Origin of the sequence: Burkholderia sp. R-40 (genome assembly GCF_049942845.1) — a bacterium.
Lineage (GTDB): Bacteria > Pseudomonadota > Gammaproteobacteria > Burkholderiales > Burkholderiaceae > Burkholderia > Burkholderia ambifaria.
Genome location: NZ_CP187967.1, coordinates 738,042 through 759,451, shown reverse-complemented (window position 1 = coordinate 759,451; position 21,410 = coordinate 738,042). Strand labels below are relative to the sequence as shown.

The 21,410-nt window shown below is 67.7% G+C and carries 21 protein-coding genes; 10 read left to right on the top strand and 11 right to left on the bottom strand.

Features of this window, described 5'->3' with window-relative positions; translation table 11 throughout:
• Nucleotides 1-2 precede the first annotated feature (2 nt).
• Complete coding sequence (gene tetR / locus ACP26O_RS03485) at nucleotides 3-638, bottom strand: tetracycline resistance transcriptional repressor TetR (RefSeq protein WP_175661471.1); 636 nt, start codon at nucleotides 636-638, stop codon at nucleotides 3-5.
• Nucleotides 639-700: 62 nt separating this feature from the next.
• Between tetR and tet the strand changes: the two genes are divergently transcribed.
• Entirely contained in the window at nucleotides 701-1,894 is a 1,194-nt protein-coding gene (gene tet / locus ACP26O_RS03480; protein WP_175665272.1) for a Tet(A)/Tet(B)/Tet(C) family tetracycline efflux MFS transporter, read from the top strand.
• A gap of 39 nt (nucleotides 1,895-1,933) precedes the next feature.
• Here the strand turns inward: tet and ACP26O_RS03475 are convergent, their stop codons facing one another.
• Together ACP26O_RS03475 and purM are read right to left on the bottom strand one after the other, a co-directional pair.
• Nucleotides 1,934-2,329: a YybH family protein gene (locus ACP26O_RS03475; protein ID WP_175657168.1), complete on the bottom strand. Its 396-nt coding sequence runs from the start codon at nucleotides 2,327-2,329 to the stop codon at nucleotides 1,934-1,936.
• A gap of 107 nt (nucleotides 2,330-2,436) precedes the next feature.
• Nucleotides 2,437-3,492 carry a phosphoribosylformylglycinamidine cyclo-ligase gene (purM, locus tag ACP26O_RS03470; RefSeq protein WP_175665273.1) on the bottom strand — a complete coding sequence of 352 codons (1,056 nt, stop codon included), beginning with the start codon at nucleotides 3,490-3,492 and terminating at the stop codon, nucleotides 2,437-2,439.
• 247 nt (nucleotides 3,493-3,739) lie between these two features.
• Between purM and hda the strand changes: the two genes are divergently transcribed.
• The 6 genes from hda to panB are packed head-to-tail and all read left to right on the top strand — an operon-like array spanning nucleotide 3,740 to nucleotide 8,838.
• Nucleotides 3,740-4,474, top strand: coding sequence for a DnaA regulatory inactivator Hda (gene hda / locus ACP26O_RS03465; RefSeq protein ID WP_006760485.1), 735 nt, complete (start codon nucleotides 3,740-3,742; stop codon nucleotides 4,472-4,474).
• 11 nt (nucleotides 4,475-4,485) lie between these two features.
• On the top strand, nucleotides 4,486-5,163 hold the full coding sequence (locus ACP26O_RS03460) for an HAD family hydrolase (protein WP_006750664.1): 678 nt from the start codon (nucleotides 4,486-4,488) through the stop codon (nucleotides 5,161-5,163).
• Nucleotides 5,164-5,168: 5 nt separating this feature from the next.
• On the top strand, nucleotides 5,169-6,719 hold the full coding sequence (gene pcnB, locus ACP26O_RS03455) for a polynucleotide adenylyltransferase PcnB (RefSeq protein WP_175665274.1): 1,551 nt from the start codon (nucleotides 5,169-5,171) through the stop codon (nucleotides 6,717-6,719).
• 35 nt (nucleotides 6,720-6,754) lie between these two features.
• Entirely contained in the window at nucleotides 6,755-7,297 is a 543-nt protein-coding gene (folK, locus tag ACP26O_RS03450) for a 2-amino-4-hydroxy-6-hydroxymethyldihydropteridine diphosphokinase (protein ID WP_006750662.1), read from the top strand.
• Nucleotides 7,294-7,980 (top strand): deoxynucleoside kinase, encoded by a 687-nt coding sequence (locus ACP26O_RS03445; protein WP_175665275.1) that lies wholly within the window; start codon nucleotides 7,294-7,296, stop codon nucleotides 7,978-7,980. The genes folK and ACP26O_RS03445 overlap by 4 nt, the downstream gene beginning before the upstream one ends.
• Nucleotides 7,981-8,022: 42 nt before the next feature.
• Nucleotides 8,023-8,838 (top strand): 3-methyl-2-oxobutanoate hydroxymethyltransferase, encoded by an 816-nt coding sequence (panB, locus tag ACP26O_RS03440; protein ID WP_175665276.1) that lies wholly within the window; start codon nucleotides 8,023-8,025, stop codon nucleotides 8,836-8,838.
• Nucleotides 8,839-8,988: 150 nt separating this feature from the next.
• On the opposite strand, the gene ACP26O_RS03435 is transcribed toward panB, so the two are convergent.
• The 5 genes from ACP26O_RS03435 to grpE form a co-directional block, all read right to left on the bottom strand.
• Nucleotides 8,989-10,908, bottom strand: a complete 1,920-nt coding sequence (locus tag ACP26O_RS03435) for a chorismate-binding protein (protein WP_175665277.1) — start codon at nucleotides 10,906-10,908, stop codon at nucleotides 8,989-8,991.
• A 4-nt stretch (nucleotides 10,909-10,912) separates the two neighbouring features.
• Nucleotides 10,913-12,049: a molecular chaperone DnaJ gene (gene dnaJ / locus ACP26O_RS03430; RefSeq protein WP_011656039.1), complete on the bottom strand. Its 1,137-nt coding sequence runs from the start codon at nucleotides 12,047-12,049 to the stop codon at nucleotides 10,913-10,915.
• Nucleotides 12,050-12,302: 253 nt separating this feature from the next.
• Nucleotides 12,303-14,255 carry a molecular chaperone DnaK gene (gene dnaK / locus ACP26O_RS03425; RefSeq protein WP_011656038.1) on the bottom strand — a complete coding sequence of 651 codons (1,953 nt, stop codon included), beginning with the start codon at nucleotides 14,253-14,255 and terminating at the stop codon, nucleotides 12,303-12,305.
• Between the two features lie 146 nt (nucleotides 14,256-14,401).
• Complete coding sequence (locus ACP26O_RS03420) at nucleotides 14,402-14,842, bottom strand: thioredoxin family protein (protein WP_175665278.1); 441 nt, start codon at nucleotides 14,840-14,842, stop codon at nucleotides 14,402-14,404.
• A 10-nt stretch (nucleotides 14,843-14,852) separates the two neighbouring features.
• Entirely contained in the window at nucleotides 14,853-15,398 is a 546-nt protein-coding gene (gene grpE / locus ACP26O_RS03415) for a nucleotide exchange factor GrpE (RefSeq protein WP_006752736.1), read from the bottom strand.
• 353 nt (nucleotides 15,399-15,751) lie between these two features.
• Between grpE and ACP26O_RS03410 the strand changes: the two genes are divergently transcribed.
• On the top strand, nucleotides 15,752-15,913 hold the full coding sequence (locus ACP26O_RS03410; protein WP_006752735.1) for a hypothetical protein: 162 nt from the start codon (nucleotides 15,752-15,754) through the stop codon (nucleotides 15,911-15,913).
• Here the strand turns inward: ACP26O_RS03410 and ACP26O_RS03405 are convergent.
• The 3 genes from ACP26O_RS03405 to hrcA all read right to left on the bottom strand — a co-directional run bounded on the left by ACP26O_RS03405 (nucleotide 15,885) and on the right by hrcA (nucleotide 18,612).
• Nucleotides 15,885-16,292 (bottom strand): RNA-binding S4 domain-containing protein, encoded by a 408-nt coding sequence (locus ACP26O_RS03405; protein ID WP_006761205.1) that lies wholly within the window; start codon nucleotides 16,290-16,292, stop codon nucleotides 15,885-15,887. The genes ACP26O_RS03410 and ACP26O_RS03405 overlap by 29 nt on opposite strands.
• Before the next feature lie 95 nt (nucleotides 16,293-16,387).
• Entirely contained in the window at nucleotides 16,388-17,452 is a 1,065-nt protein-coding gene (gene hemH, locus ACP26O_RS03400) for a ferrochelatase (protein WP_426356292.1), read from the bottom strand.
• 137 nt (nucleotides 17,453-17,589) lie between these two features.
• Complete coding sequence (gene hrcA / locus ACP26O_RS03395; protein WP_011656033.1) at nucleotides 17,590-18,612, bottom strand: heat-inducible transcriptional repressor HrcA; 1,023 nt, start codon at nucleotides 18,610-18,612, stop codon at nucleotides 17,590-17,592.
• 130 nt (nucleotides 18,613-18,742) lie between these two features.
• Here hrcA and ACP26O_RS03390 point away from each other — a divergent pair, with 130 nt between their 5' ends.
• Together ACP26O_RS03390 and recN are read left to right on the top strand one after the other, a co-directional pair.
• Nucleotides 18,743-19,645, top strand: a complete 903-nt coding sequence (locus ACP26O_RS03390; RefSeq protein ID WP_006752731.1) for an NAD kinase — start codon at nucleotides 18,743-18,745, stop codon at nucleotides 19,643-19,645.
• Between the two features lie 19 nt (nucleotides 19,646-19,664).
• The gene (gene recN / locus ACP26O_RS03385; protein ID WP_175665280.1) at nucleotides 19,665-21,314 is read left to right on the top strand and encodes a DNA repair protein RecN; all 1,650 of its coding nucleotides are present in this window, start codon (nucleotides 19,665-19,667) and stop codon (nucleotides 21,312-21,314) included.
• The last annotated feature ends 96 nt before the right edge of the window (nucleotides 21,315-21,410 follow it).

Below are 21,410 nucleotides of genomic sequence, written 5' to 3'. Positions count from 1 at the left end.
GGTCAACCGCCGCGCTGGCGCGCCGCCAGACGCGCGCGCGCGCCATCGACGATCAACGCAACGCCACGCTCGAACGCTTCGTCGCCGCCACGCTCGCGCAGCGCAGTCCAGCCCTGCGCGAGGAGCGGATGCTCGGCCGTGTCAGGCAGCGTCGTGTCGGTTTCGCGTTCCGCTTCCGCCTGCTCTTCCAGCACCCAACCGACCACGAAGCGGCCGAGCGCATACATCACGTCGACCGCTTCGTCTGGCGCAAAGCCCGCCGCGGCCAGCAGCGCCACCTTCCGTTCGATCGAATCGAAATGCAGTGTGCGCGGCCGCGTACCGGCATGCAGGCGCGCGCCGTCGCGATAGGCGAGCAGCGCGCGACGGAAACCGCGCGCATTCTCGAGAAGCCATGCATCCCATGTGTCGCCCGGCCGCGGCAGCGACGCGCCGTGGCGCTCGAGCATGATCGCCTCGGCCATCGCGTCGAGCAGCTCGGCCTTGTTGCGGAAGTGCCAGTACAGCGTCGGCGACTGCACGCCGAGCCGCTCCGCGAGCCGCCGCGTCGACAGCCCGTCGATACCGACCTCGTTCAGCAGATCGAGCGCCGCGCGCATCACCGTGTCGCGCGTGAGCCGCGCACCCGTGTCCTTCATCTCTATCACCGATAGGGAAACTGTGGAATAATCGTCACTCTATCATCGATAGAGTGGTCGCCTTGAATCCGTCCCTGATTGCCATCCTCGCCACGGTATTGCTCGACGCGATCGGCGTCGGGATCGTGATGCCGATCCTGCCCGGCCTGCTGCGCACGCTCGCCGGCACCGGCAGCACCGACACCCACTACGGGATCCTGCTCGCGCTATACGCGTTCGCCCAGTTCCTGTGCGCCCCGCTGCTCGGCACGCTGAGCGACCGCTTCGGCCGCCGGCCCGTGCTGCTCGCGTCGCTTGCGGGCGCCGCGCTCGACTACTTGCTGATGGCGCTCGCGCCGACGCTGGCCTGGCTTTACGTCGGGCGGCTGATCGCCGGCATCACCGGCGCGAACGTCGCGGTCGCAACTGCATACGTGACCGACGTCACGGCCGAACCCGACCGCGCACGGCGCTTCGGCCAGCTCGGCGCGATGATGGGCGTCGGCTTCATAGCGGGCCCGCTGATCGGCGGGCTGTTTGGCGCGCTGCACCTGCGCGCGCCGTTCGTCGCGGCCGCGCTGCTCAATGCGCTGAACCTCGCACTCGTGTGGCGCGCGCTGCCGGAATCACGTCCGCGCGCGGCCCGGGCAAGTCGCGGGCTCGCCACGCTCAACCCGTTCGCCGGCCTGCGCCGGCTGAGCGGCGCGCCCGCGCTCGGCCCGCTGATCGGCATCTACGTGATCGTCGCGCTGGTGTCGCAGGCGCCCGCGACGCTGTGGATTCTGTACGGCCAGGAGCATTTCGGCTGGTCCACGCCGGTCGCCGGGCTGTCACTCGCCGGCTACGGTGCGTGCCACGCGCTCGCGCAGGCCTTCGCGATCGGGCCGCTGATCGCACGGCTCGGCGAGCGCCGCGCACTCGCGCTGGGCCTCGCGGGCGACGCGCTCGGGCTGGTGGTGATCGCGTTCGCGACGGCCGCATGGGTGCCGTTCGCGTTGCTGCCGCTGTTCGCGGCGGGTGGCATGACGCTGCCGGCGTTGCAGGCGATGCTCGCGCGTCAGGTCGACGATGCCCGCCAGGGCGAACTGCAGGGCACGCTCGCGAGCGTGGCGAGCCTGATCGGCGTCGCCGGGCCGCTCGTCGTCACGACGACCTACGCGGCCAGCCGCGGCACGTGGCCGGGGCTCGTATGGGCCGCGGCCGCGCTGCTCTATCTGCTGGTGCCGCCGTTGCTGGCGGGCGCGCGCCCGACGAGCGCCCCGCAGCCGTCCACGTGACCGGCGGCCGGCCGCCCGGAAGCGCTCACGCCACCTCGCTCAGGGCGCGGGCGTCACGAGATTCGCGTCGCGCGTGAGCTGCCAGCGGCCGTCCGACTTGCGGAAGATCGTCAGCGTATGGCCCGAGCGGCGCACGGTATCGCCGCCCGGCGGCGTCACGTCGATCTCGATGAAATTGCGCAGGTACGCCCAGTCGCCCATCACGCGCAGTTCGTCGATCCGGTAGCGGCCATCGACCTTCGGCCCGTTGCCGGCCGCCGCGTTCGCGTCGCGCGAGGCGGCCGCGAACGCCGCCTTGTCGAACGGCGGCTTGCCGGCCACCATGAAAATCGCGTCGTCGGCGATCAGGTCGAGCACGGTCGCCAGATCGCCGCGCCGGCTCGACACGAACCAGGTTTCCACCAGCTCGCGAATCGCGCGTTCGTCTTCGGTCATCGTCGTTCCTCCTTCGGGGGCGCGTCGACATGCCTGCCCGCGCCAGAAAGAAAGCCGCCCGGATCGACTCCGGGCGGCTTTCGTTGCTGCATCCTGCGTGTGCTGTATCAGACCACGACCGTCTGCGCCTCGCCTTCGCGGCTCGCACGCACGGTGCCGATCTTCCACACTTGTTCGCCGACGGCCGTCAGGTCGGCGATCGCCGCGTCGGCGTCCGCCGCCGACACGATCACCGCCATGCCGATCCCGCAGTTGAACACGCGGTGCATTTCCGCGTCGGCGACGCCGCCGTGCTCCTGCAGCCACTTGAACAGCGGCGGCAGCGGCCATGCGTTCTGGTCGAGCTCGGCGGTGAGGCCTTCGCGCAGCACGCGCGGAATGTTCTCGACGAGGCCGCCACCGGTGATGTGGGCCATGCCCTTCACCGGCAGCTTCTGCATCAGCGCGAGCAGCGGCTTCACGTAGATGCGCGTGGGCGCCATCAGCGTGTCGGCCAGCGAGCGGCCATGGAAATCGGCCGACAGGTCGGGGTTCGCGCGCTCGATGATCTTGCGCACGAGCGAGAAGCCGTTCGAGTGGATGCCGCTCGATGCGAGGCCGAGCACCACGTCGCCTTCGGCGATCGTGCTGCCGTCGATGATCTTGCTCTTCTCGACCGCGCCGACCGCGAAACCGGCCAGGTCGTATTCGCCGTCCGGGTACATGCCCGGCATTTCGGCCGTCTCGCCGCCGATCAGCGCGCAGCCGGACAATTCGCAGCCGTGCGCGATGCCCTTGACGACCGTGGCGGCCGTGTCGACGTCGAGCTTGCCGCACGCGAAGTAGTCGAGGAAGAACAGCGGCTCGGCGCCCTGCACGAGGATGTCGTTCACGCTCATCGCGACGAGATCCTGGCCGACGGTGTCGTGTTTGTTCAGATGAAACGCCAGCTTGAGCTTGGTGCCGACGCCGTCGGTGCCCGACACGAGCACGGGCTCCTTGTACTTCTTCGGCACTTCGAACAGCGCGCCGAACCCGCCGATGCCGCCGAGCACGCCGTCGCGCAGGGTTTTCTTCGCAAAAGGCTTGATCTTGTCGATGAGCGCGTCGCCAGCGTCGATGTCGACGCCTGCGTCGCGGTAGGACAGACCCTGAGCGTCGGGAGCGGATTTCGGAGGATTCATGGGGGAATGCGAGAAGGTCGGTAAAATGCGATTTTACCCGAAGCCGGCCCGTTGGCCGGAATTCCCAGCACCGAATCGTCAGGGATTGCATCTTGGTCGACACGTCCCCGTTTTCATCGCCCCGCGAGCCGCGCCGAAACCCGCGCGCCGCCGTGCGTGCGGCCGCGTGTGCAGGCACCGGAGCAGCCCCTCGCGCGTGCCCGGCGTACGGCGCGCGTTTCATCAACCGACCCGCATTGTGACTGTTGTGTCCCGTCAACTGACGCTCGATCTCGGCACGCCGCCGCCCGCCACGTTCGACAACTTCATCATGAATGAGGAGAACGACGAGCTCATCTCGCGGCTTCAGAAGCTCGACCTCGCGCTCGCGGCGGGGCCCGTGCCGGACCGGTCGTTCTACATCTGGGGCGAGCCCGGCAGCGGCCGCACCCACTTGCTGCAGGCGCTCGTGAGCGACGCGTCGTACGGCTACGCGCGCTACCTGACGCCGCAGAGCCCGCTCGGCGCGTTCACGTTCGACCCGCGCATCGGCATCTACGCGATCGACGACTGCGACCGGATGAGCGACACGCAGCAGGTCGCGCTGTTCAACCTGTTCAACGAGGTCCGCGCGCACCCGTCGAGCGCGTTCGTCGCGGCGGGCCCCGCGGCGCCGCTCGCGCTCGACGTGCGCGAGGATCTGCGCACGCGCCTCGGCTGGGGGCTCGTGTTCCACCTGTCGCCGCCGTCCGACGCCGGCAAGATCGCCGTGCTGAAGCTCGCGGCCAAGGAGCGCGGGATCGCGCTCACCGACGACATCGCCGCCTACCTGCTGACCCATTTCCGCCGCGACATGCCGAGCCTGATGGCGCTGCTCGACGCGCTCGACCGCTTCTCGCTCGAGCAGAAACGCGCCGTCACGCTGCCCTTGCTGCGCCGGATGCTGGCGCGCCCCGGCGACGACATCGCACCGCCCGGCACAGGCCCCAACCGCTTCGAGTAAAATGCGCATCCATGACTAATCTGGCACTCTTTGACCTCGATCACACGCTGATCCCGACCGATAGCGACCACGAATGGGGTCGCTTCATGGTGAAGCTCGGCATCGTCGACGCGGAAAGCTTCTCGCGTCAGAACGATCAGTTCTTCGCCGACTACAAGGCCGGCAAGCTCGACATCCATGCGTATCTGTGCGCGATGCTCACGCCGCTCGCGAAGTATTCGCGCGCGCAGCTCGCCGAATGGCACGAGCAGTACATGCACGAGGTGATCCGCCCCGCGATGACGCCCGCCGCGCTCGAACTCGTGCGCAAGCACCTCGATGCCGGCGATCTGTGCTGCGTCGTGACGGCGACCAACGAATTCATCACGCGTCCGATCGCGACCGCGTTCGGCGTCGACACGCTGATCGCGTGCGAGGTCGAAACGACCGACGGACACCCCGACTCGCCGTACACAGGCCGGCCGACCGGCACGCCGAGCTATCGCGAAGGCAAGATCGTGCGCACCGAAGCATGGCTCGCGTCGCTCGGCAAGCACTGGGACGACTTCGAACACAGCTATTTCTACAGCGACTCGCACAACGACATCCCGTTGCTCGAGAAAGTCACCGACCCGATCGCGACCAACCCCGACGACACGCTGCGCGCGCATGCAAGCAACCGCGGCTGGCGCATCCTGGATCTCTTCTGAACGTCGTGATCAAAAAATTCATTCGCAAGCTGCTCGGCCAGGACGATGCCGAACAAACGTCACCCGTCGAGGCGCCCGCCGTCGAAACGGCCCCCGCTCCACGCCCCGCGAAGGGTAGCCGCGGCGCCGCCGCCGCCAAAAAACCGCGCAGCAATCACGAACCGACCGTCGTGCCGGCCAGCGTGCACCAGATCGATCCGTCATTGATCTCGCGGAACGCGGTGCGCGTGACCGACACGCTGCAGCAGGCGGGTTTTCGCGCGTTTATCGTCGGCGGCGCGGTGCGCGACCTGCTGCTCGGCATCGCGCCGAAGGACTTCGACGTCGCGACCGACGCGACGCCGACCGAGGTGCAGCGCCTGTTCCGCCGTGCGCGCCTGATCGGCCGCCGCTTCCAGATCGTCCACGTGCAGTTCGGCCAGGAGCTGATCGAGGTGTCGACGTTCCGCGCCATGGTCGACGCGCCGCCCGAAGCCGCCGCGGCCGAGCCGCCGAAGCGGCTGAAGCGCGACGAACTCGATCGCCGCACGCATGCGGTGGATGCAAGCGGCCGCGTGCTGCGCGACAACGTCTGGGGCGAACAGCACGAAGACGCCGCGCGCCGCGACTTCACGATCAACGCGATGTACTACGACCCGTCGACACAGACGGTGCTCGACTACCACGACGGGATGGCCGACATCCGCGCCCGCCTGCTGCGGATGATCGGCGATCCGGCCACGCGCTATCGCGAGGATCCGGTGCGGATGCTGCGCGTCGTGCGCTTCGCGGCGAAGCTCGGCTTCGAGATCGAGACGCACACGCGCGAGCCGATCAACGCGTTGGCCGACCTGATCAACAACGTGCCGGCCGCGCGCCTGTTCGACGAAATGCTGAAGCTGCTGCTGTCGGGCCAGGCGCTCGCGTGCCTGCAGCGGCTGCGCAAGGAAGGCCTGCACCACGGGCTGCTGCCGCTCCTCGACGTCGTGCTCGAACAGCCGCAGGGCGAGAAGTTCATCACGCTCGCGCTGAACAACACCGACGCGCGCGTGCGCGCCGGCAAGACGGTGTCGCCGGGCTTCCTGTTCGCGACGCTGCTGTGGCACGACATGCGCCAGCGCTTCGAACAATACACGGCCGAAGGCGAAATCCCGGTGCCGGCGCTCCATCGCGCGATGGACGACGTGATCGACATGCAGACCGAGAAGCTCGCGATCCACAAGCGCTACTCGGCCGACATGCGCGAAATCTGGGGGCTGCAGCTGCGTCTGGAAAAACGCTCGGGCCGCAGCGCGATGCGGCTGCTGGAACACCAAAGGTTTAGAGCGGGGTATGATTTCCTCCTGTTACGCTGCGAATCCGGCGAGCTGGAAGCAGCTGTCGGCCAGTGGTGGACGGATTTCATCGAAGGCGACGCAGCCGCTCGTGAGGCACTTCTCACGCAGGGTGGCTCGAAGGAAAAATCGCCCCGCAAGCGCCGCCGCCGCGGTGGTGTGCGAAACCGCAAGCCGGACGAAGGCGCAGCCGAGCAGGCGCCGGACACCGCGGGCGGTACCGCGAGCGGTTCCGACGACTGACGCGCTCGCCGGCGAACGACGTAGGAAGTGATGCCATGACGGTTGCATATATCGGACTGGGGGCGAATCTCGGCGATGCACGCCAGACCCTGAAGGACGCGGTGGTGTGCCTTGCGCAGCAGCGCACCATCTCGATCCTCGGCAAGTCGAGCCTGTATCGCACGGCGCCCTTCGAGGCGGGCGGCGACGATTACTACAACTGCGTCGTCAAGCTCGACACGACGCTGTCGGCCCGGGAGCTGCTCGCGCTCTGCCAGAAGATCGAACATCACTTTGGGCGCGAGCGCCCGTATCGCAACGCGCCGCGCACGCTCGACCTCGACATCCTGCTGTTCGGCACCGACTCGATCGACGAACCCGACCTGATCGTCCCGCATCCGCGCCTCACCGATCGCGCCTTCGCGCTCGTGCCGCTCGTCGAAATCGAGCCGGCGCTCGACATTCCGGCGCGCGGCCGCGCCGATGCGTTCCTTGCCGCCGTCGCCGACCAGCGCGTCGAGAAGGTGCAGACCTGTCAATGCCTGATGCAGAAAGCCCTGGCCGCCGGCGCAGACGCCGACAAGAACCGCTGCCCATGAACACCACTCCACTGACCGTCACCGCACCCGACCTGCGCGCCCCCCATCGCTATCTCGTGATCGAAGGCCCGATCGGCGTCGGCAAGACGACGCTCGCGCGCTTGCTCGGCGAGCGCTGGTCGATGCAGGCGCTGCTCGAACGCCCGCAGGACAATCCGTTCCTCGAACGCTTCTACCGCGACACCGCGCGCTACGCGCTGCCCGCGCAGCTGTCGTTCGCGCTGGAGCGCGCGCAGCAGGCGCGCGAACTGATCGGCGCGCTCGATACGGGCCGGCCCGTCGTCGCCGACTACATGCCGCAGAAGAACGACATCTTCGCGCGGCTAAACCTGCCGGAAGACGAATGGCAGCTGTATCGGTCGATCGCGACGCACCTCGATGTGCCGCAGGCGCCCACGCCCGATCTCGTCGTCTACCTGCAGGCGAGCCCCGAGGTGCTGTTCTCGCGCATCCAGAAGCGCGGGCTGCCGATGGAACTGCAGATCAGCGACGCGTACCTGCGCTCGCTCGTCGACGCGTACAACGAATTCTTCTATCACTACGACCGCACGCCGGTACTGACGGTCGCAGCCGAACACCTGAACCCGCAGGATTCCCCCGAAGACCTCGCGCTGCTGATCGAGCGCATCGAGACGATGCGCGGCCGCAAGGAATCCTTCGTCAAGGGCGAGACGACGCGCTGACGCGTCCTCGCCTGTCGTTTTCACCATCGAACCGGATTTCCCATGACCTATCTCCAGGAATCGAGCCGGCCTGCCGTCACGGTGCCGAAGCTGCAGGCAATGCGCGATGCCGGCGAGAAGATCGCGATGCTCACCTGCTACGACGCGAGCTTTGCCGCGCTGCTCGACCGCTCGGGCGTCGACGTGCTGCTGATCGGCGATTCGCTCGGCAACGTACTGCAGGGCCACACGACCACGCTGCCCGTGTCGCTCGACGACATCGCGTACCACACCGCCTGTGTCGCGCGCGTGCAGCCGCGCGCGCTGATCACCGCCGACCTGCCGTTCGGCACCTACGGCACGCCGGCCGAGGCATTCGCGAGCGCCGTGAAGCTGATGCGCGCCGGTGCGCAGATGATCAAGCTCGAAGGCGGCGAGTGGCTCGCCGAAACGATCCGCTTCCTCGTCGAGCGTGCGGTGCCCGTGTGTGCGCACGTCGGCCTCACGCCGCAGTCGGTGCACGCGTTCGGCGGCTTCAAGGTACAGGGCAAGACCGAGGCCGGCGCCGCGCAACTGCTGCGCGACGCGCGCGCGGTCGAGGATGCCGGTGCGCAACTCGTCGTGCTCGAAGCGGTGCCGACGCTCGTCGCATCCGAAGTCACGCACATGCTCAAGATTCCGACGATCGGCATCGGCGCAGGCACCGACTGCTCGGGCCAGGTGCTCGTGCTGCACGACATGCTGGGCATTTTCCCCGGCAAGCGTCCGCGCTTCGTGAAGGACTTCATGCAGGGCCAGCCGACCATTCAGGCGGCCGTCGAAGCCTATGTGCGCGCGGTGAAGGACAGTTCGTTCCCCGGCCCGGAACACTCGTTCTGACGCACGGCCGGCGGCTCGTTCGCCGGCGTCGTCTCGATGCAAAAAAGCGCGGCACCCTTTGCGGGGTGCCGCGCTTTTTTGTCCGGACGCCCGGTTGCCGAAGACGTGCGGCACCGGTCCTTCGGGCACGCGGCCCGAACCCTCATTGCGTCATGTCAATACCGCGTCGAGCGCTCCGCGCAGCGCGTTGGTCAGCAGCAGCGCTTGCGCGCGCGCAAGGTCGTCACGCGTGACGATACGCTCCACCGCGCCGAACGCGCGGTCGTCGAGCAGCACGCCGCGCATCACGCCCGGCAGCACACCACTCGCCAGCGGCGGCGTCACCCACTGGCCGTCCAGCTTCACGAACAGGTTCGAGCGGCCGCCTTCCGTCACCTCGCCGCGCTCGTTGACGAACAGCATGTCGAAGCCGCCGAGCGCTTCGGCCGCCTGCCATGCACGGTCGTATTCCGCGCGGCGCGTGGTCTTGTGCAGCAGCAGCGCATCGTCGGTGCGGGTCGGCGCAAAGCCGTGCTCGGACGCGAGCATCACGCGGACCGGCCCCGCAGGCAGCGGCTTCAGCACCGCGACCGTGATGTCGAGCGTGCCGTCCTTCGCGAGCGCGAGCTTCATCCGGTACGGGCCATCGCCGTCGAGCGCCGCGCAGCGCGCATCGACCTCGCGACGCAATGCGTCGGCGTCGAGACGGAAGCCGAATGCATCCGCGCTACCTTGCAGCCGCGCGAGATGGCGCTCGAAATACCGGATGCCGTCCGCACGCGTCGCCGCCATGGTTTCGAACAACTGGAAGCCGGGATCGGCGTCGGTCAGGAATCGTGCTTTCAATTCACACTCCGCATATTCGTCGGCGGCCACGCTGTCGAGCACGATGCCCGCGCCGACCCCCATCGTGCCGCGCCGCCGGCCGGCCCGGCGAGCCGCCGCGTCGCGCGCGCCGACCGTTGCGACAGCATCGATACCGACCGCTTCAAGCGTGAGCGTCCGGATCGCGACCGACAGGCAGAAATCGCCGCAGCCGGCCACGCCGCCGGGTGCCGCCCTGCCTGTCGATTGGTCTTCCTTCGGCGCATCGAGCCAGCCGATCGCGCCCGTATAGAGGCCGCGCGGCGTCGACTCGATCGCGTCGATCAGTTCCATCGTCTTGTGCTTCGGCGCACCGGTGATCGATCCGCATGGAAACAGCGCGCGCAGCATCTGCGCGAACGTCGTCCCGTCGCGCCAGCCGGCCTCGACCGTCGACGTCATCTGCCACACCGACGCATACGGCTCGACCGAGAACAGCGCCGGCACCTTGACCGTGCCCGTGCGCGCGATCCGCGACACGTCGTTGCGCAGCAAGTCGACGATCATCACATTTTCCGCGCGGTTCTTCGGATCGTTCGCGAGGAACGCGGCGGCCGCCGCATCGTCACGCGGATCGGCCGAGCGCGGCGCGGTGCCCTTCATCGGCCGCGCGCGCAGCACGTCGCCGTGCTTCTCGACGAACAGCTCCGGCGAGCACGACACGACCCACGCGCCGCAAGGCAGCGCGATCAGCGCGCCGTAACGCACGGGCTGACGCGCGCGCAGCCGCCGGTACAGCGCGGTCGGCGTGCCGAACATGTCGAAATTCAGCCGGTACGTGTAGTTGATCTGGTACGAGTCGCCCGCACGCAGTGCTTCGTGCACGGCGGCGATCGCCGCGTCGAACGCATCGCGCGACACGCTCTTCGCGACGTGCGCGACGCCGGCGATCGACGGCGGGCCACCGCCATCCTGCTGCGCGAGCCACGCGTCGACTTCGTCGCGCGACAGGCGCTCGCAGCGCGCATACAGCAAAAAGCGCAGCGGGGCATGGCCCGGCTGCGCTCTTTCCAGATTGCGTCCGAATTCGTAATCGCCGACGACCACCGCATGCAGCCCGTCGCGCAGGTCCTGCGCCACCGCCGCATCGACTTCGTCGAGCCGCGCCGGATCCGTGCATACGCGTTCGCGCACGAAACCGGAATACAAACGACTCGACCGCGCAACCGCAGTCGAGTCGCAATCGTCCAAGAGCGCGAATGACGCGCTCTCGTTGCCTTCAGTCATGCCGTTACTCGAAGAAGCTCTTCACCCGGTCGAACCAGCTCTTGCTCTGCGGGCTGTGACGCGCACCGCCCTCGGCCAGCGACTTCTCGAACTGCTTGAGCAGGTCGCGCTGCTGGTCGGTCAGCTTCACGGGCGTCTCGACCTGCACGTGTACGTACAGATCGCCCGCGATGCTCGAACGCAAACCCTTGATGCCCTTGCCGCGCAGGCGGAACGTCTTGCCCGACTGCGTGCCTTCCGGCACCGGGAACGACGCGCGGCCGGCCAGCGTCGGCACCTCGATCTCGCCGCCGAGTGCGGCGGTCGTGAACGGGATCGGCATCTGGCAGTGCAGATCGTCGCCGTCGCGCTCGAACACCGAATGCGGCTTGATGTGGATCTCGACGTACAGATCGCCCGGCGGCCCGCCGTTGATGCCGGGCTCGCCGTTGCCGGCCGAGCGGATCCGCATCCCGTCGTCGATGCCGGCCGGGATCTTCACTTCCAGCGTCTTGGTTTCCTTCACCTTGCCCGACCCATGGCAGTGCACGCACGGTTCCGGGATGTAGGTGCCGGTGCCGTGGCACTTCGGACAGGTCTGCTGGATGCTGAAGAAACCCTGCGACATGCGCACCGTGCCCTGGCCGTGACAGGTCGGGCAGGTTTCCGGCTTCGTGCCGGGCTTCGCGCCCGAGCCGTGACAGACTTCGCACGACACCCAGCTCGGCACGCGGATCTGCGTGTCGTAGCCGTGCGCGGCCTGCTCGAGCGTGATTTCCATGCTGTAGCGCAGGTCGGCGCCGCGATACACCTGCGGGCCGCCGCGGCCGCCGCGCGCGGCGCCGCCCGCGGCCTGGCCGAAGATGTCGCCGAAGATATCGCCGAACGCATCCGCGAAACCGCCGAAACCCTGGCCGCCCGCACCGCCCATGTTCGGATCGACGCCCGCGTGGCCGTACTGGTCGTACGCCGCCCGCTTCTGGCCGTCCGACAGCATTTCATAGGCTTCCTTCGCCTCCTTGAAATGCTCTTCCGCATCCTTGCTGTCCGGATTGCGGTCAGGGTGATACTTCATCGCAAGCTTGCGATATGCCTTCTTGATTTCGTCGTCGCTCGCGTTCTTCGCGACGCCCAGAACCTCGTAGTAATCCCGTTTCGCCATATCGATTCATGTGCCTTCGCGCGTCGCACGCGCGGCGGCTCCTTTCGCCCGCAGTAAAGTCTCTCGACTCGTCTGGCGCTGCGCCGTCCGCGGACGGCTCGCGCAGCACCCGCCAAAAAACAAATGTGCCCGGAGGGCCGCGAAGCCCGCCAGGCGTGGAGTCGATCCGGCCATCCGGAAGGGAAAGACAGACCGCTGTTCAACCGCGCCGCGCGCGTGTCGCGCGCGGCGTGCGGTGCCATGGCAACCTGGCTTAGTCCTTCTTCACTTCCTTGAACTCGGCGTCGACGACGTCGTCGGCGGCCTGCTGCGCACCACCCGCGTGGGCCGCGCCTTCCGCTGCACCCGCCGCGCCGGCCGCACCGGCCTGCTGCGCCTGCATGTCGGCGTACATCTTTTCGCCGAGCTTCTGCGAAACCTGACCGAGTTCCTCGACCTTCGCGTCGATCGCCGCCTTGTCGGCCGACGTATCCTTCAGCGCGTCCTCGAGCGACTTCAGCGCCGCTTCGATCTTTTCCTTCTCGCCCGCGTCCAGCTTGTCGCCGTACTCGGTGAGCGCCTTCTTCGTGCTGTGGACCAGCGCGTCGCCCTGGTTGCGCGAATCAGCCAGCTCGCGCAGCTTGTGGTCTTCCGCTGCGTTCGCTTCCGCGTCCTTGATCATTTGATCGATTTCGGCGTCGGTCAGGCCCGAGTTCGCCTTGATCGTGATCTTGTTTTCCTTGCCGGTCGCCTTGTCCTTCGCGCCGACGTGCAGGATGCCGTTCGCGTCGATGTCGAAGGTCACTTCGATCTGCGGCACGCCGCGCGGCGACGGCGGGATGCCTTCGAGGTTGAACTCGCCGAGCAGCTTGTTGCCTGCCGCCATCTCGCGTTCGCCCTGGAACACCTTGATCGTCACGGCCGACTGGTTGTCGTCCGCCGTCGAATACACCTGTGCGTGCTTCGTCGGGATCGTCGTGTTCTTGCTGATCATCTTCGTCATCACGCCGCCGAGCGTCTCGATACCGAGCGACAGCGGGGTCACGTCGAGCAGCAGCACGTCCTTGCGGTCGCCCGACAGCACCTGGCCCTGGATCGCCGCGCCAACCGCGACGGCTTCGTCCGGGTTCACGTCACGGCGCGGATCCTTGCCGAAGAACTCCTTCACCTTCTCCTGCACCTTCGGCATGCGGGTCTGGCCGCCGACCAGGATCACGTCGTCGATGTCCGACACCTTGACGCCGGCGTCCTTGATCGCGATGCGGCACGGTTCGATCGTGCGCTCGACGAGGTCCTCGACCAGCGCTTCCAGCTTCGCGCGGGTGATCTTCAGGTTCAAGTGCTTCGGACCCGATGCGTCGGCCGTGATGTACGGCAGGTTGATTTCGGTCTGCTGGCTCGACGACAGCTCGATCTTCGCCTTTTCGGCCGCTTCCTTCAGGCGCTGCAGCGCGAGCACGTCCTTCGACAGGTCGACGCCCTGCTCCTTCTTGAACTCGCCGATGATGTAATCGATGATGCGCTGGTCGAAGTCCTCGCCGCCGAGGAACGTGTCGCCGTTGGTCGACAGCACTTCGAACTGCATTTCGCCGTCGACGTCCGCGATCTCGATGATCGACACGTCGAACGTGCCGCCGCCGAGGTCATACACGGCGATCTTGCGGTCGCCCTTCTCGGCCTTGTCGAGGCCGAATGCGAGCGCGGCCGCGGTCGGCTCGTTGATGATCCGCTTGACTTCGAGGCCCGCGATGCGGCCGGCGTCCTTGGTTGCCTGGCGCTGGCTGTCGTTGAAGTACGCCGGCACCGTGATCACGGCTTCCGTGACCGGCTCGCCGAGGTAGTCTTCGGCCGTCTTCTTCATCTTGCGCAGCACTTCCGCCGAAACCTGCGGCGGCGCGAGCTTCTCGCCGTGCGCTTCGACCCATGCGTCGCCGTTGTCGGCCTTGATGATCGCGTACGGCATCAGGCCGATGTCCTTCTGGACTTCCTTCTCTTCGAAGCGGCGGCCGATCAGGCGCTTCACGGCGAACAGCGTGTTCCGCGGGTTGGTCACGGACTGGCGCTTGGCCGGCGCGCCGACGAGCACTTCGTTATCGTCCATGTAGGCGATGATCGACGGCGTCGTGCGCGTGCCTTCCGAGTTCTCGATGACCTTGACCTGGTTGCCTTCCATGATGGCGACGCACGAGTTCGTGGTGCCGAGGTCAATACCGATGATCTTTCCCATTTTCCTAATCTCCAGAAATGCTTGTTTGCTGCGCGAAACCCCGCGTTTTTGGGCGGTTTCGCGCGCCTGAATTCAACTCTGTTCCCGAAATGCGTCCGGCCGGCCCGTTTTCAAGACCCGCCCAGCGATGCGGATATTAAATTTTTTCAATCGCCGCCGGTAGCTGGATCGTGCAGGCCGCCGTCGCGCTCGGCCGGCTGCGCACCGGCCGCGGCGAACTTCGCGCGCGCCGCCGACACCGCCGCCTGGAACTGCGCGAGGCCATGCCAGCCGGTCGCGCGGCCGAGCCGCTTGCCGCGGTGGAAGAAGAACCACGTCGGCACGCCGTGCAGGCCGAAGCGGCGCCCCAGCTCAGGGTATTCGTACACGTTGCAGTGGAACCACTTCAGGCCCAGCGCGCGGATCGCGTCCGGCTGGGCGAGCATCGCCTTCTTCGCGATCTCGCAATTGAAGCAGTCGACGCCCCAGAAGAACACCACGGCGAGCGCATCGCCGGCGCCGGCGACACCGGCGTCGAACGTGTCGGGCGCCAGCGCCTGCATGTCGAACGCGTTGAACGCGGCCGGATCGACGCCGGCGGGAATCATCGCGGCAGCCTTACTTCGGCTGGGCGACCGTGACGAGCGCCGGGCGCAGCACGCGGTCGGCGATCATGTAGCCCTTTTGCAGGACGGTCACGACGGTATTCGGCTCCTGCTCGGCCGGCACCATCGAAATCGCCTGGTGCTGGTGCGGATCGAACTTCTCGCCCACCGGGTTGATCGCGACGACGCGGCCCTTCTCGAGCGCGCTCGTCAGCTGGCGCAGCGTCAGCTCGACGCCTTCGCGCACCTTCGTGATGTCGCCGGACGTGTCGCCGACGGCCGCTTCGAGGCTGTCCAGCACCGGCAGCAGGTGCTCGGCGAAGCTCTCGATCGCAAACTTGTGCGCCTTCGAGACGTCGTCCTGCGCGCGGCGGCGGACGTTCTCCGTCTCGGCCTTCGCCCGGAGATAGCTCTCCTGCAGCTCGGCGACCTTGGCTTGAGCCTCCGCGAGCGCCGCGTCGGCTGCTTCGGCGGCGGGAGCAGCGCCTTGCGCCGCCTGCTTCTCGCTGCCGATGTCGTCGGCCGAAGGGGTAGCCGGGTTCTCTTGCGTGTTTTCCATGTCGCTGAAAGTCGATTAGAGGTTGAAGCCAAATCGGCAACCGCCGGACCGTATACCCGGCGGCACCGCACATTCACGGTGCAAATAAGGGCGAAAACTGCGACTTCAAGAGGGTTATTCGCCGGCATTCGCCAATGCCGAGAAACAACCGCGCTGCGCGCCGCCCCATTGCGCGCATTTGCCGCCAAACCGGACGAAACGACCGGTAACAACGCTTACCTGACTAGTACTAGCTCGGCTCGAGGGGCTGCACTACACTCCAACTCAAGCGTCGGAAAGCGTGTTTACCCCTAGCTGACCGCCGCCTGACATTCACCTGGCGCCGCATTCAACCGTCCCACGAGGCGAGTACCGTGAAACTGACCTTTGCCATATCGGTGGTCGCGCTGGTACTGATTGCCGGCACCACCACCATCTGCCTGTCCGGAGCCGTCACCGACCGCACGACCGAATACGGAAGCGCGCGGGCGACGTTCGACCAGATGTTCAGCTTCCACCCGAAAATCTGTCGATGATGCGCCGGTCGCGCTTGGTCGGCCGGCCGTGCAGTTCCGCCGCCGGCTCCCGATACGTGCGGCGCCGTTCCAGTTCGGCGAGCCGCGCGACGCGCCCGGCTTCCGTTTCCGCGTAGAGCGTCTGCGCGATGCTCGCCGGCCCGCGCACGTCGCAAATTCCCAGCACGGCAATGTGCCAGACGACACCGTCGATCGCAATCTCGACCTCGTCGCCGACGCGCACGTCCTTCGCCGGCTTGACCGCCGCGCCGCCGATCTTCACGTGCCCCTTGTCGACCGCGTCGGACGCGAGCGAGCGCGTCTTGAAGAAGCGGGCTGCCCACAGCCATTTGTCGATGCGCAGCCGCGCGCCGGGTTCCGTCGAAATCTTGTAATTCATGCCAGCCTCCGCCGTGCCGCCCCATCGCCACCGAACGCCCGCTCGAACGGCGAACGCAGTGCGCATAGGGGCTGGGCCGTCATTTCAGTTCACCTTCAGTTCACCATGTCGGGCTGCGCGGCCTTCACCGGCCAGCCCTGCAGATTCTCGGCGACGATCTCGCCGAGCGCGCCGATCCATGCGTGCGCGCCGTTCAGGCACGGAATCCGGTGGAACGCCTGGCCGCCGCCCGCGATGAATTCGTCGCGCACCTCCATCCCGATTTCCTCGATCGTCTCCAGGCAATCGGCAGTAAAACCGGGACAGAACACATCGGCTCGCCGCACGCCGGCCGCGCCGAGCTCGCGTAACGTGGGCGCCGTGTACGGCTGCAGCCATTCGGCCTTGCCGAAGCGTGACTGGAACGTCACGCGGCATTCGAGCGTCGACAGCCCGAGCGCGGCCATCAGCAGCGCGCCCGTCTGCTGGCACTGGTCGTGATAGGGGTCGCCCAGGTCGAGCGTGCGTTTGGGCACGCCGTGAAAGCTCAGCACGAGCTTGTCGCCGGCCGCGAAATCGGGCCGGCCGTGCTGCGCCCAGTATTGGCGCACCTGCTCGGCAAGCGCGTGGATATAGGCCGGATGGTCGGCGTAGTGCCGCACCGTGCGCACTTCCGGCTGGTTGCGCATCCGCGCGAGCGCGGCGAACGCGGCATCGAATGCCGTCGCGGTGGTGGACGCCGAGTATTGCGGATACATCGGCATCAGCAGCACGCGCTCGACGCCCGCCCACTTGAACTGCGCGAGCGCGTGCGCGATGTTCGGGCTGCCGTAGCGCATCGCGTAATCGACCGTCACCTGATAGGCGTTCGAGGCGAGCAGGTGCTGCACGCCCTCGGTCTGCCGCTCGGTGTAGACGCGCAGCGGCGAACCCTCGGGCATCCAGACGGCCGCGTATTTCTTCGCGGACGCGCGGCCGCGCAGCGGCAGGATCAGCGTGCGCAGCAGTACCTGCCAGACGACCTGCGGGATTTCGACGACGCGAGGATCCGACAGGAATTCGGCCAGATAGCGCCGCACCGCGCGCGGCGTCGGGGCGTCGGGCGTGCCGAGATTGATCAGCAGCACGCCGGTACGATGGGCGGCCGCGACGCTCGAAGGCGGCTCAAGATCGAAACGCATGGGCAGGAACGTGCTCGGGGCACGCAGTCGGACGGCTCTCAATTATAGCGGGCCGCCCCGCTCGGGTCGGCTGGCCGTTCGGCCGAATGGCGGCGCGCGCGCCGCCGCGGCACGATGGCGGGACGGTGCCGGTCAGGTTATTGCTGGCTCAGCGTGAGCGACAGCAGGCGCGCGGTGATGTCGACGATCGGGATCACGCGGTTGTAAGCCATGCGGGTCGGGCCGATCACGCCGAGCGTGCCGACGATCTGGCCGTTCACCTCGTAGGGTGCGGTGACGACGCTCATCTCCTCGATCGGCACGAGCGTCGATTCCCCGCCGATGAAGATCTGCACGCCCTGGGCGTGGCTCGACACGTCGAGCAGTTGCAGGAGGCCCGTCTTTTGGTCGAACACGTCGAACAGCTTGCGCAGCCGTGCCATGTCGGACGACAGATCCGCCACTTCGAGCAGGTTGCGCTCGCCGGAAATGAGCACGGTGTCCTCGGTATCGGGCACCTCGGTGCTGGCCGTCACGGCCGCATGCATCAGCGTGGTCATGTCGCCGCGCAACTGGTCGATCTCGTCGCGCAGGCGGCGGCGCACCTCGTCGAACGACAGCCCGGCGAAATGCGCGTTGATGTAGTTGGATGCCTCGGTCAGCTGCGACGGCGAATAGTCGCGCGGCGTCGCGAGCATCCGGTTCTGCACGTCGCCCTCTGGCGTGACGATGATCAGCAGGATCCGCTTGTCCGACAGGCGCATGAACTCGATCTGCTTGAACACGTGGCTGCGGCGCGGCGTCAGCACGACGCCCGCGAACTGCGACAGGTTCGACAGCACGCTGGCGGCGGCCGCCACGACCCGCTGCTGCGGTTCGCCGGCCTGCAGCGTGTGCTGCACCTGCCGCGCGACGGCCTCGGCGTCGATCGGCGTCTCGACCGTCAGCATCGTGTCGACGAACAGCCGGTAGCCGCGCGGCGTCGGCACGCGGCCGGCCGATGTGTGGGGGCTCGACACAAGGCCGAGCTCCTCCAGGTCGGACATCACGTTGCGGATCGTTGCCGGGCTCAGCTCGAGCCCGGAGTAACGGGACAACGTGCGCGATCCGACCGGCTGACCGTCGGCGATATACCGTTCGATCAGGGTTTTCAGGAGGGTTCGTGCGCGAGGATCTAGCATGGTGGAAAATTTTAGCGCAACCGCGCCAGCACGGCGAGTGGCAGCGGCCCCAGTCGCGCGGGCCGGCCGATCCGGCCCCGTCTGCGCACAACCGGTTCTTTTCGTCAACGAGCTATGGTGTAATGCCGGCATGAAAACCGGTAATCAGTTCAACACTGTCGCGCTCGTCGGCCGGAGCAACACGCCCGGCATCGCCGAGCCGCTCACCACGCTGGCCGGCTGCATCGCGAAGCTGGGCTTCGAGGTCGTGTTCGAAGTCGACACCGCTCGCGAGATCGGCATCTCCGGCTATCCGGCGCTCACCCCGGCCGAGATCGGGGCGCGCGCGGACGTGGCGGTCGTGCTCGGCGGCGACGGCACGATGCTCGGCATCGGCCGGCAGCTCGCGCCGTACAAGACCCCGCTGATCGGGATCAACCACGGGCGGCTCGGCTTCATCACCGACATCGCCGCCGCCGACATGCAGGCGCGCGTGCCGGTGATCCTGTCCGGCAAGTTCGAGCGCGAGGAGCGCTCGCTGCTCGAGGCGCGGATCGTGCGCGACGGCGAACCGATCTACCACGCGCTCGCGTTCAACGACGTCGTCGTGAACCGCAGCGGCTTTTCCGGGATGGTCGAGCTGCGCGCGTCGGTCGACGGCCGGTTCATGTACAACCAGCGTTCGGACGGCCTGATCGTCGCCACGCCGACCGGCTCGACCGCGTACGCGCTGTCGTCGGCCGGCCCGATCCTGCACCCGCAACTCCAGGGCATCGTGCTCGTGCCGATCGCGCCGCACGCGCTGTCGAACCGGCCGATCGTGCTGCCCGACGATTCGAAGATCGCGATCCAGATCGTCGGCGGCCGCGACGTCAACGTGAACTTCGACATGCAGTCGTTCACCGCGCTCGAACTGAACGACACGATCGAGGTGCGCCGCTCGAAGCACACGGTGCCGTTCCTGCATCCGGTCGGCTACAGCTACTACGCGACGCTGCGCAAGAAGCTGCACTGGAACGAACACGCATCGAACGAAGACGACACGGCGTCCTGACGCACCACAGCCCGACACCATGCTCCGCCACCTCTCGATTCGCGACTTCGTCATCGTCGCCGCGCTCGATCTCGAATTCGACAGCGGCTTTACCGTCTTTTCCGGCGAAACCGGCGCCGGCAAATCGATCCTGATCGACGCCCTCGCCCTCGCGCTCGGCGAACGCGCCGACGCGAGCGTCGTGCGCGCCGGCTGCAGCCGTGCCGACATCACCGCCGAATTCACGCCGCACGACCGCGTCGCGCGCTGGCTCGACGAGCACGCGTTCGACGCAGAGGACACCGTGATGCTGCGCCGCGTGATCGACGCGAACGGCCGCTCGCGCGCGTTCATCAACGGCACCAGCGCGACGCTCGCGCAGCTGCGCGAGCTCGGCGAGATGCTCGTCGACATCCACGGCCAGCACGCGCACCAGTTGCTGATGCGGCCCGACGCGCAGCGCGAGCTGTTCGACACGCACGCGGGGCTCGTCGCCGATGCCGCGAACGTCGCCCGCGCGTGGCGCGTATGGCGCGACGCGACGCAGGCGATCGACGCCGCGAAGGCGCACGAGCGCGAACTGCAGCTCGAGCGCGAAAAGCTCGCGTGGCAGCTCGCCGAGCTCGACAAGCTCGCACCGCAACCGGGCGAATGGGACGAAGTCGGCAGCGAGCACAAGCGGCTGTCGCACTCGGCGAACCTGATCGCCGGCGTGCAGGGCGCGCTCAACGCGCTGTCCGAGGCCGACGACGCGATGCTCCAGCAGCTCGGCGCGATCGTGTCGAAGCTGCGTAACCTGGCCGACTACGACACGGCGCTCGGCGATGCGCTCGCGTCGCTCGAACCGGCCGAGATCCAGCTGCAGGAAGCCGTCTATTCGCTGTCGCACTACGCGCAGCGCCTCGATCTCGACCCGGCCCGGCTCGCGCAGGTCGAAGCGCGCCTCGACGCGCTGCACACGACCGCCCGCAAGTTCCGGCTGCCGCCCGGCACGCTGCACGAGGAACATGCGGCACGCCGCGCGCAGCTCGCCGCGCTCGACGCGGCCGCCGATCTCGGCGCGCTCGAAGCCGCGCAGGCGAAGGCCTGGGAAACCTATCTCGCCGACGCGAAACACCTGTCGAAGGCCCGCACGCAGGCGGCGAAGGCGCTCGGCACGGCCGTCACGGCCGGCATGCAGGAACTGTCGATGGCGGGCGGCAGCTTCGAAGTCGCGCTCGTGCCGCTCGCCGACGGCGGCCCGCACGGGCTCGAGCAGGTCGAATTCCGGGTCGCCGGGCACCCCGGCGTGCCGCTGCGCCCGCTCGCGAAAGTCGCGTCGGGCGGCGAACTCGCGCGGATCAGCCTCGCGCTCGCGGTGATCGCGAGCGCGGCAAGCCCGACGCCGACGCTGATTTTCGACGAAGTCGACACGGGGATCGGCGGCGGCGTCGCCGAGGTGGTCGGCCGCCTGCTGCACCAGCTCGGGCGCGACCGCCAGGTGCTGTGCGTGACGCACCTGCCGCAGGTGGCCGCGCGCGGCGACCATCACTATCAGGTTGCGAAAGGCGCCGACGACCGCGGCGGCACCGTGTCGTCGGTCATCCCGCTCGACAAGGCGAGCCGGGTCGAGGAAGTCGCACGGATGCTCGGCGGGCTCGAGATCACCGCGACGACGCGCAAGCACGCGAAGGAAATGCTGGCGGCCTGACGCGGGCACTCCGTTGGCCGAATGCAAAAAGACCGGCGCATGCGCCGGTCTTTTTTAGTGGGCGAGCGCTCGATCACGCCCGCCCAGTGCCTCGGG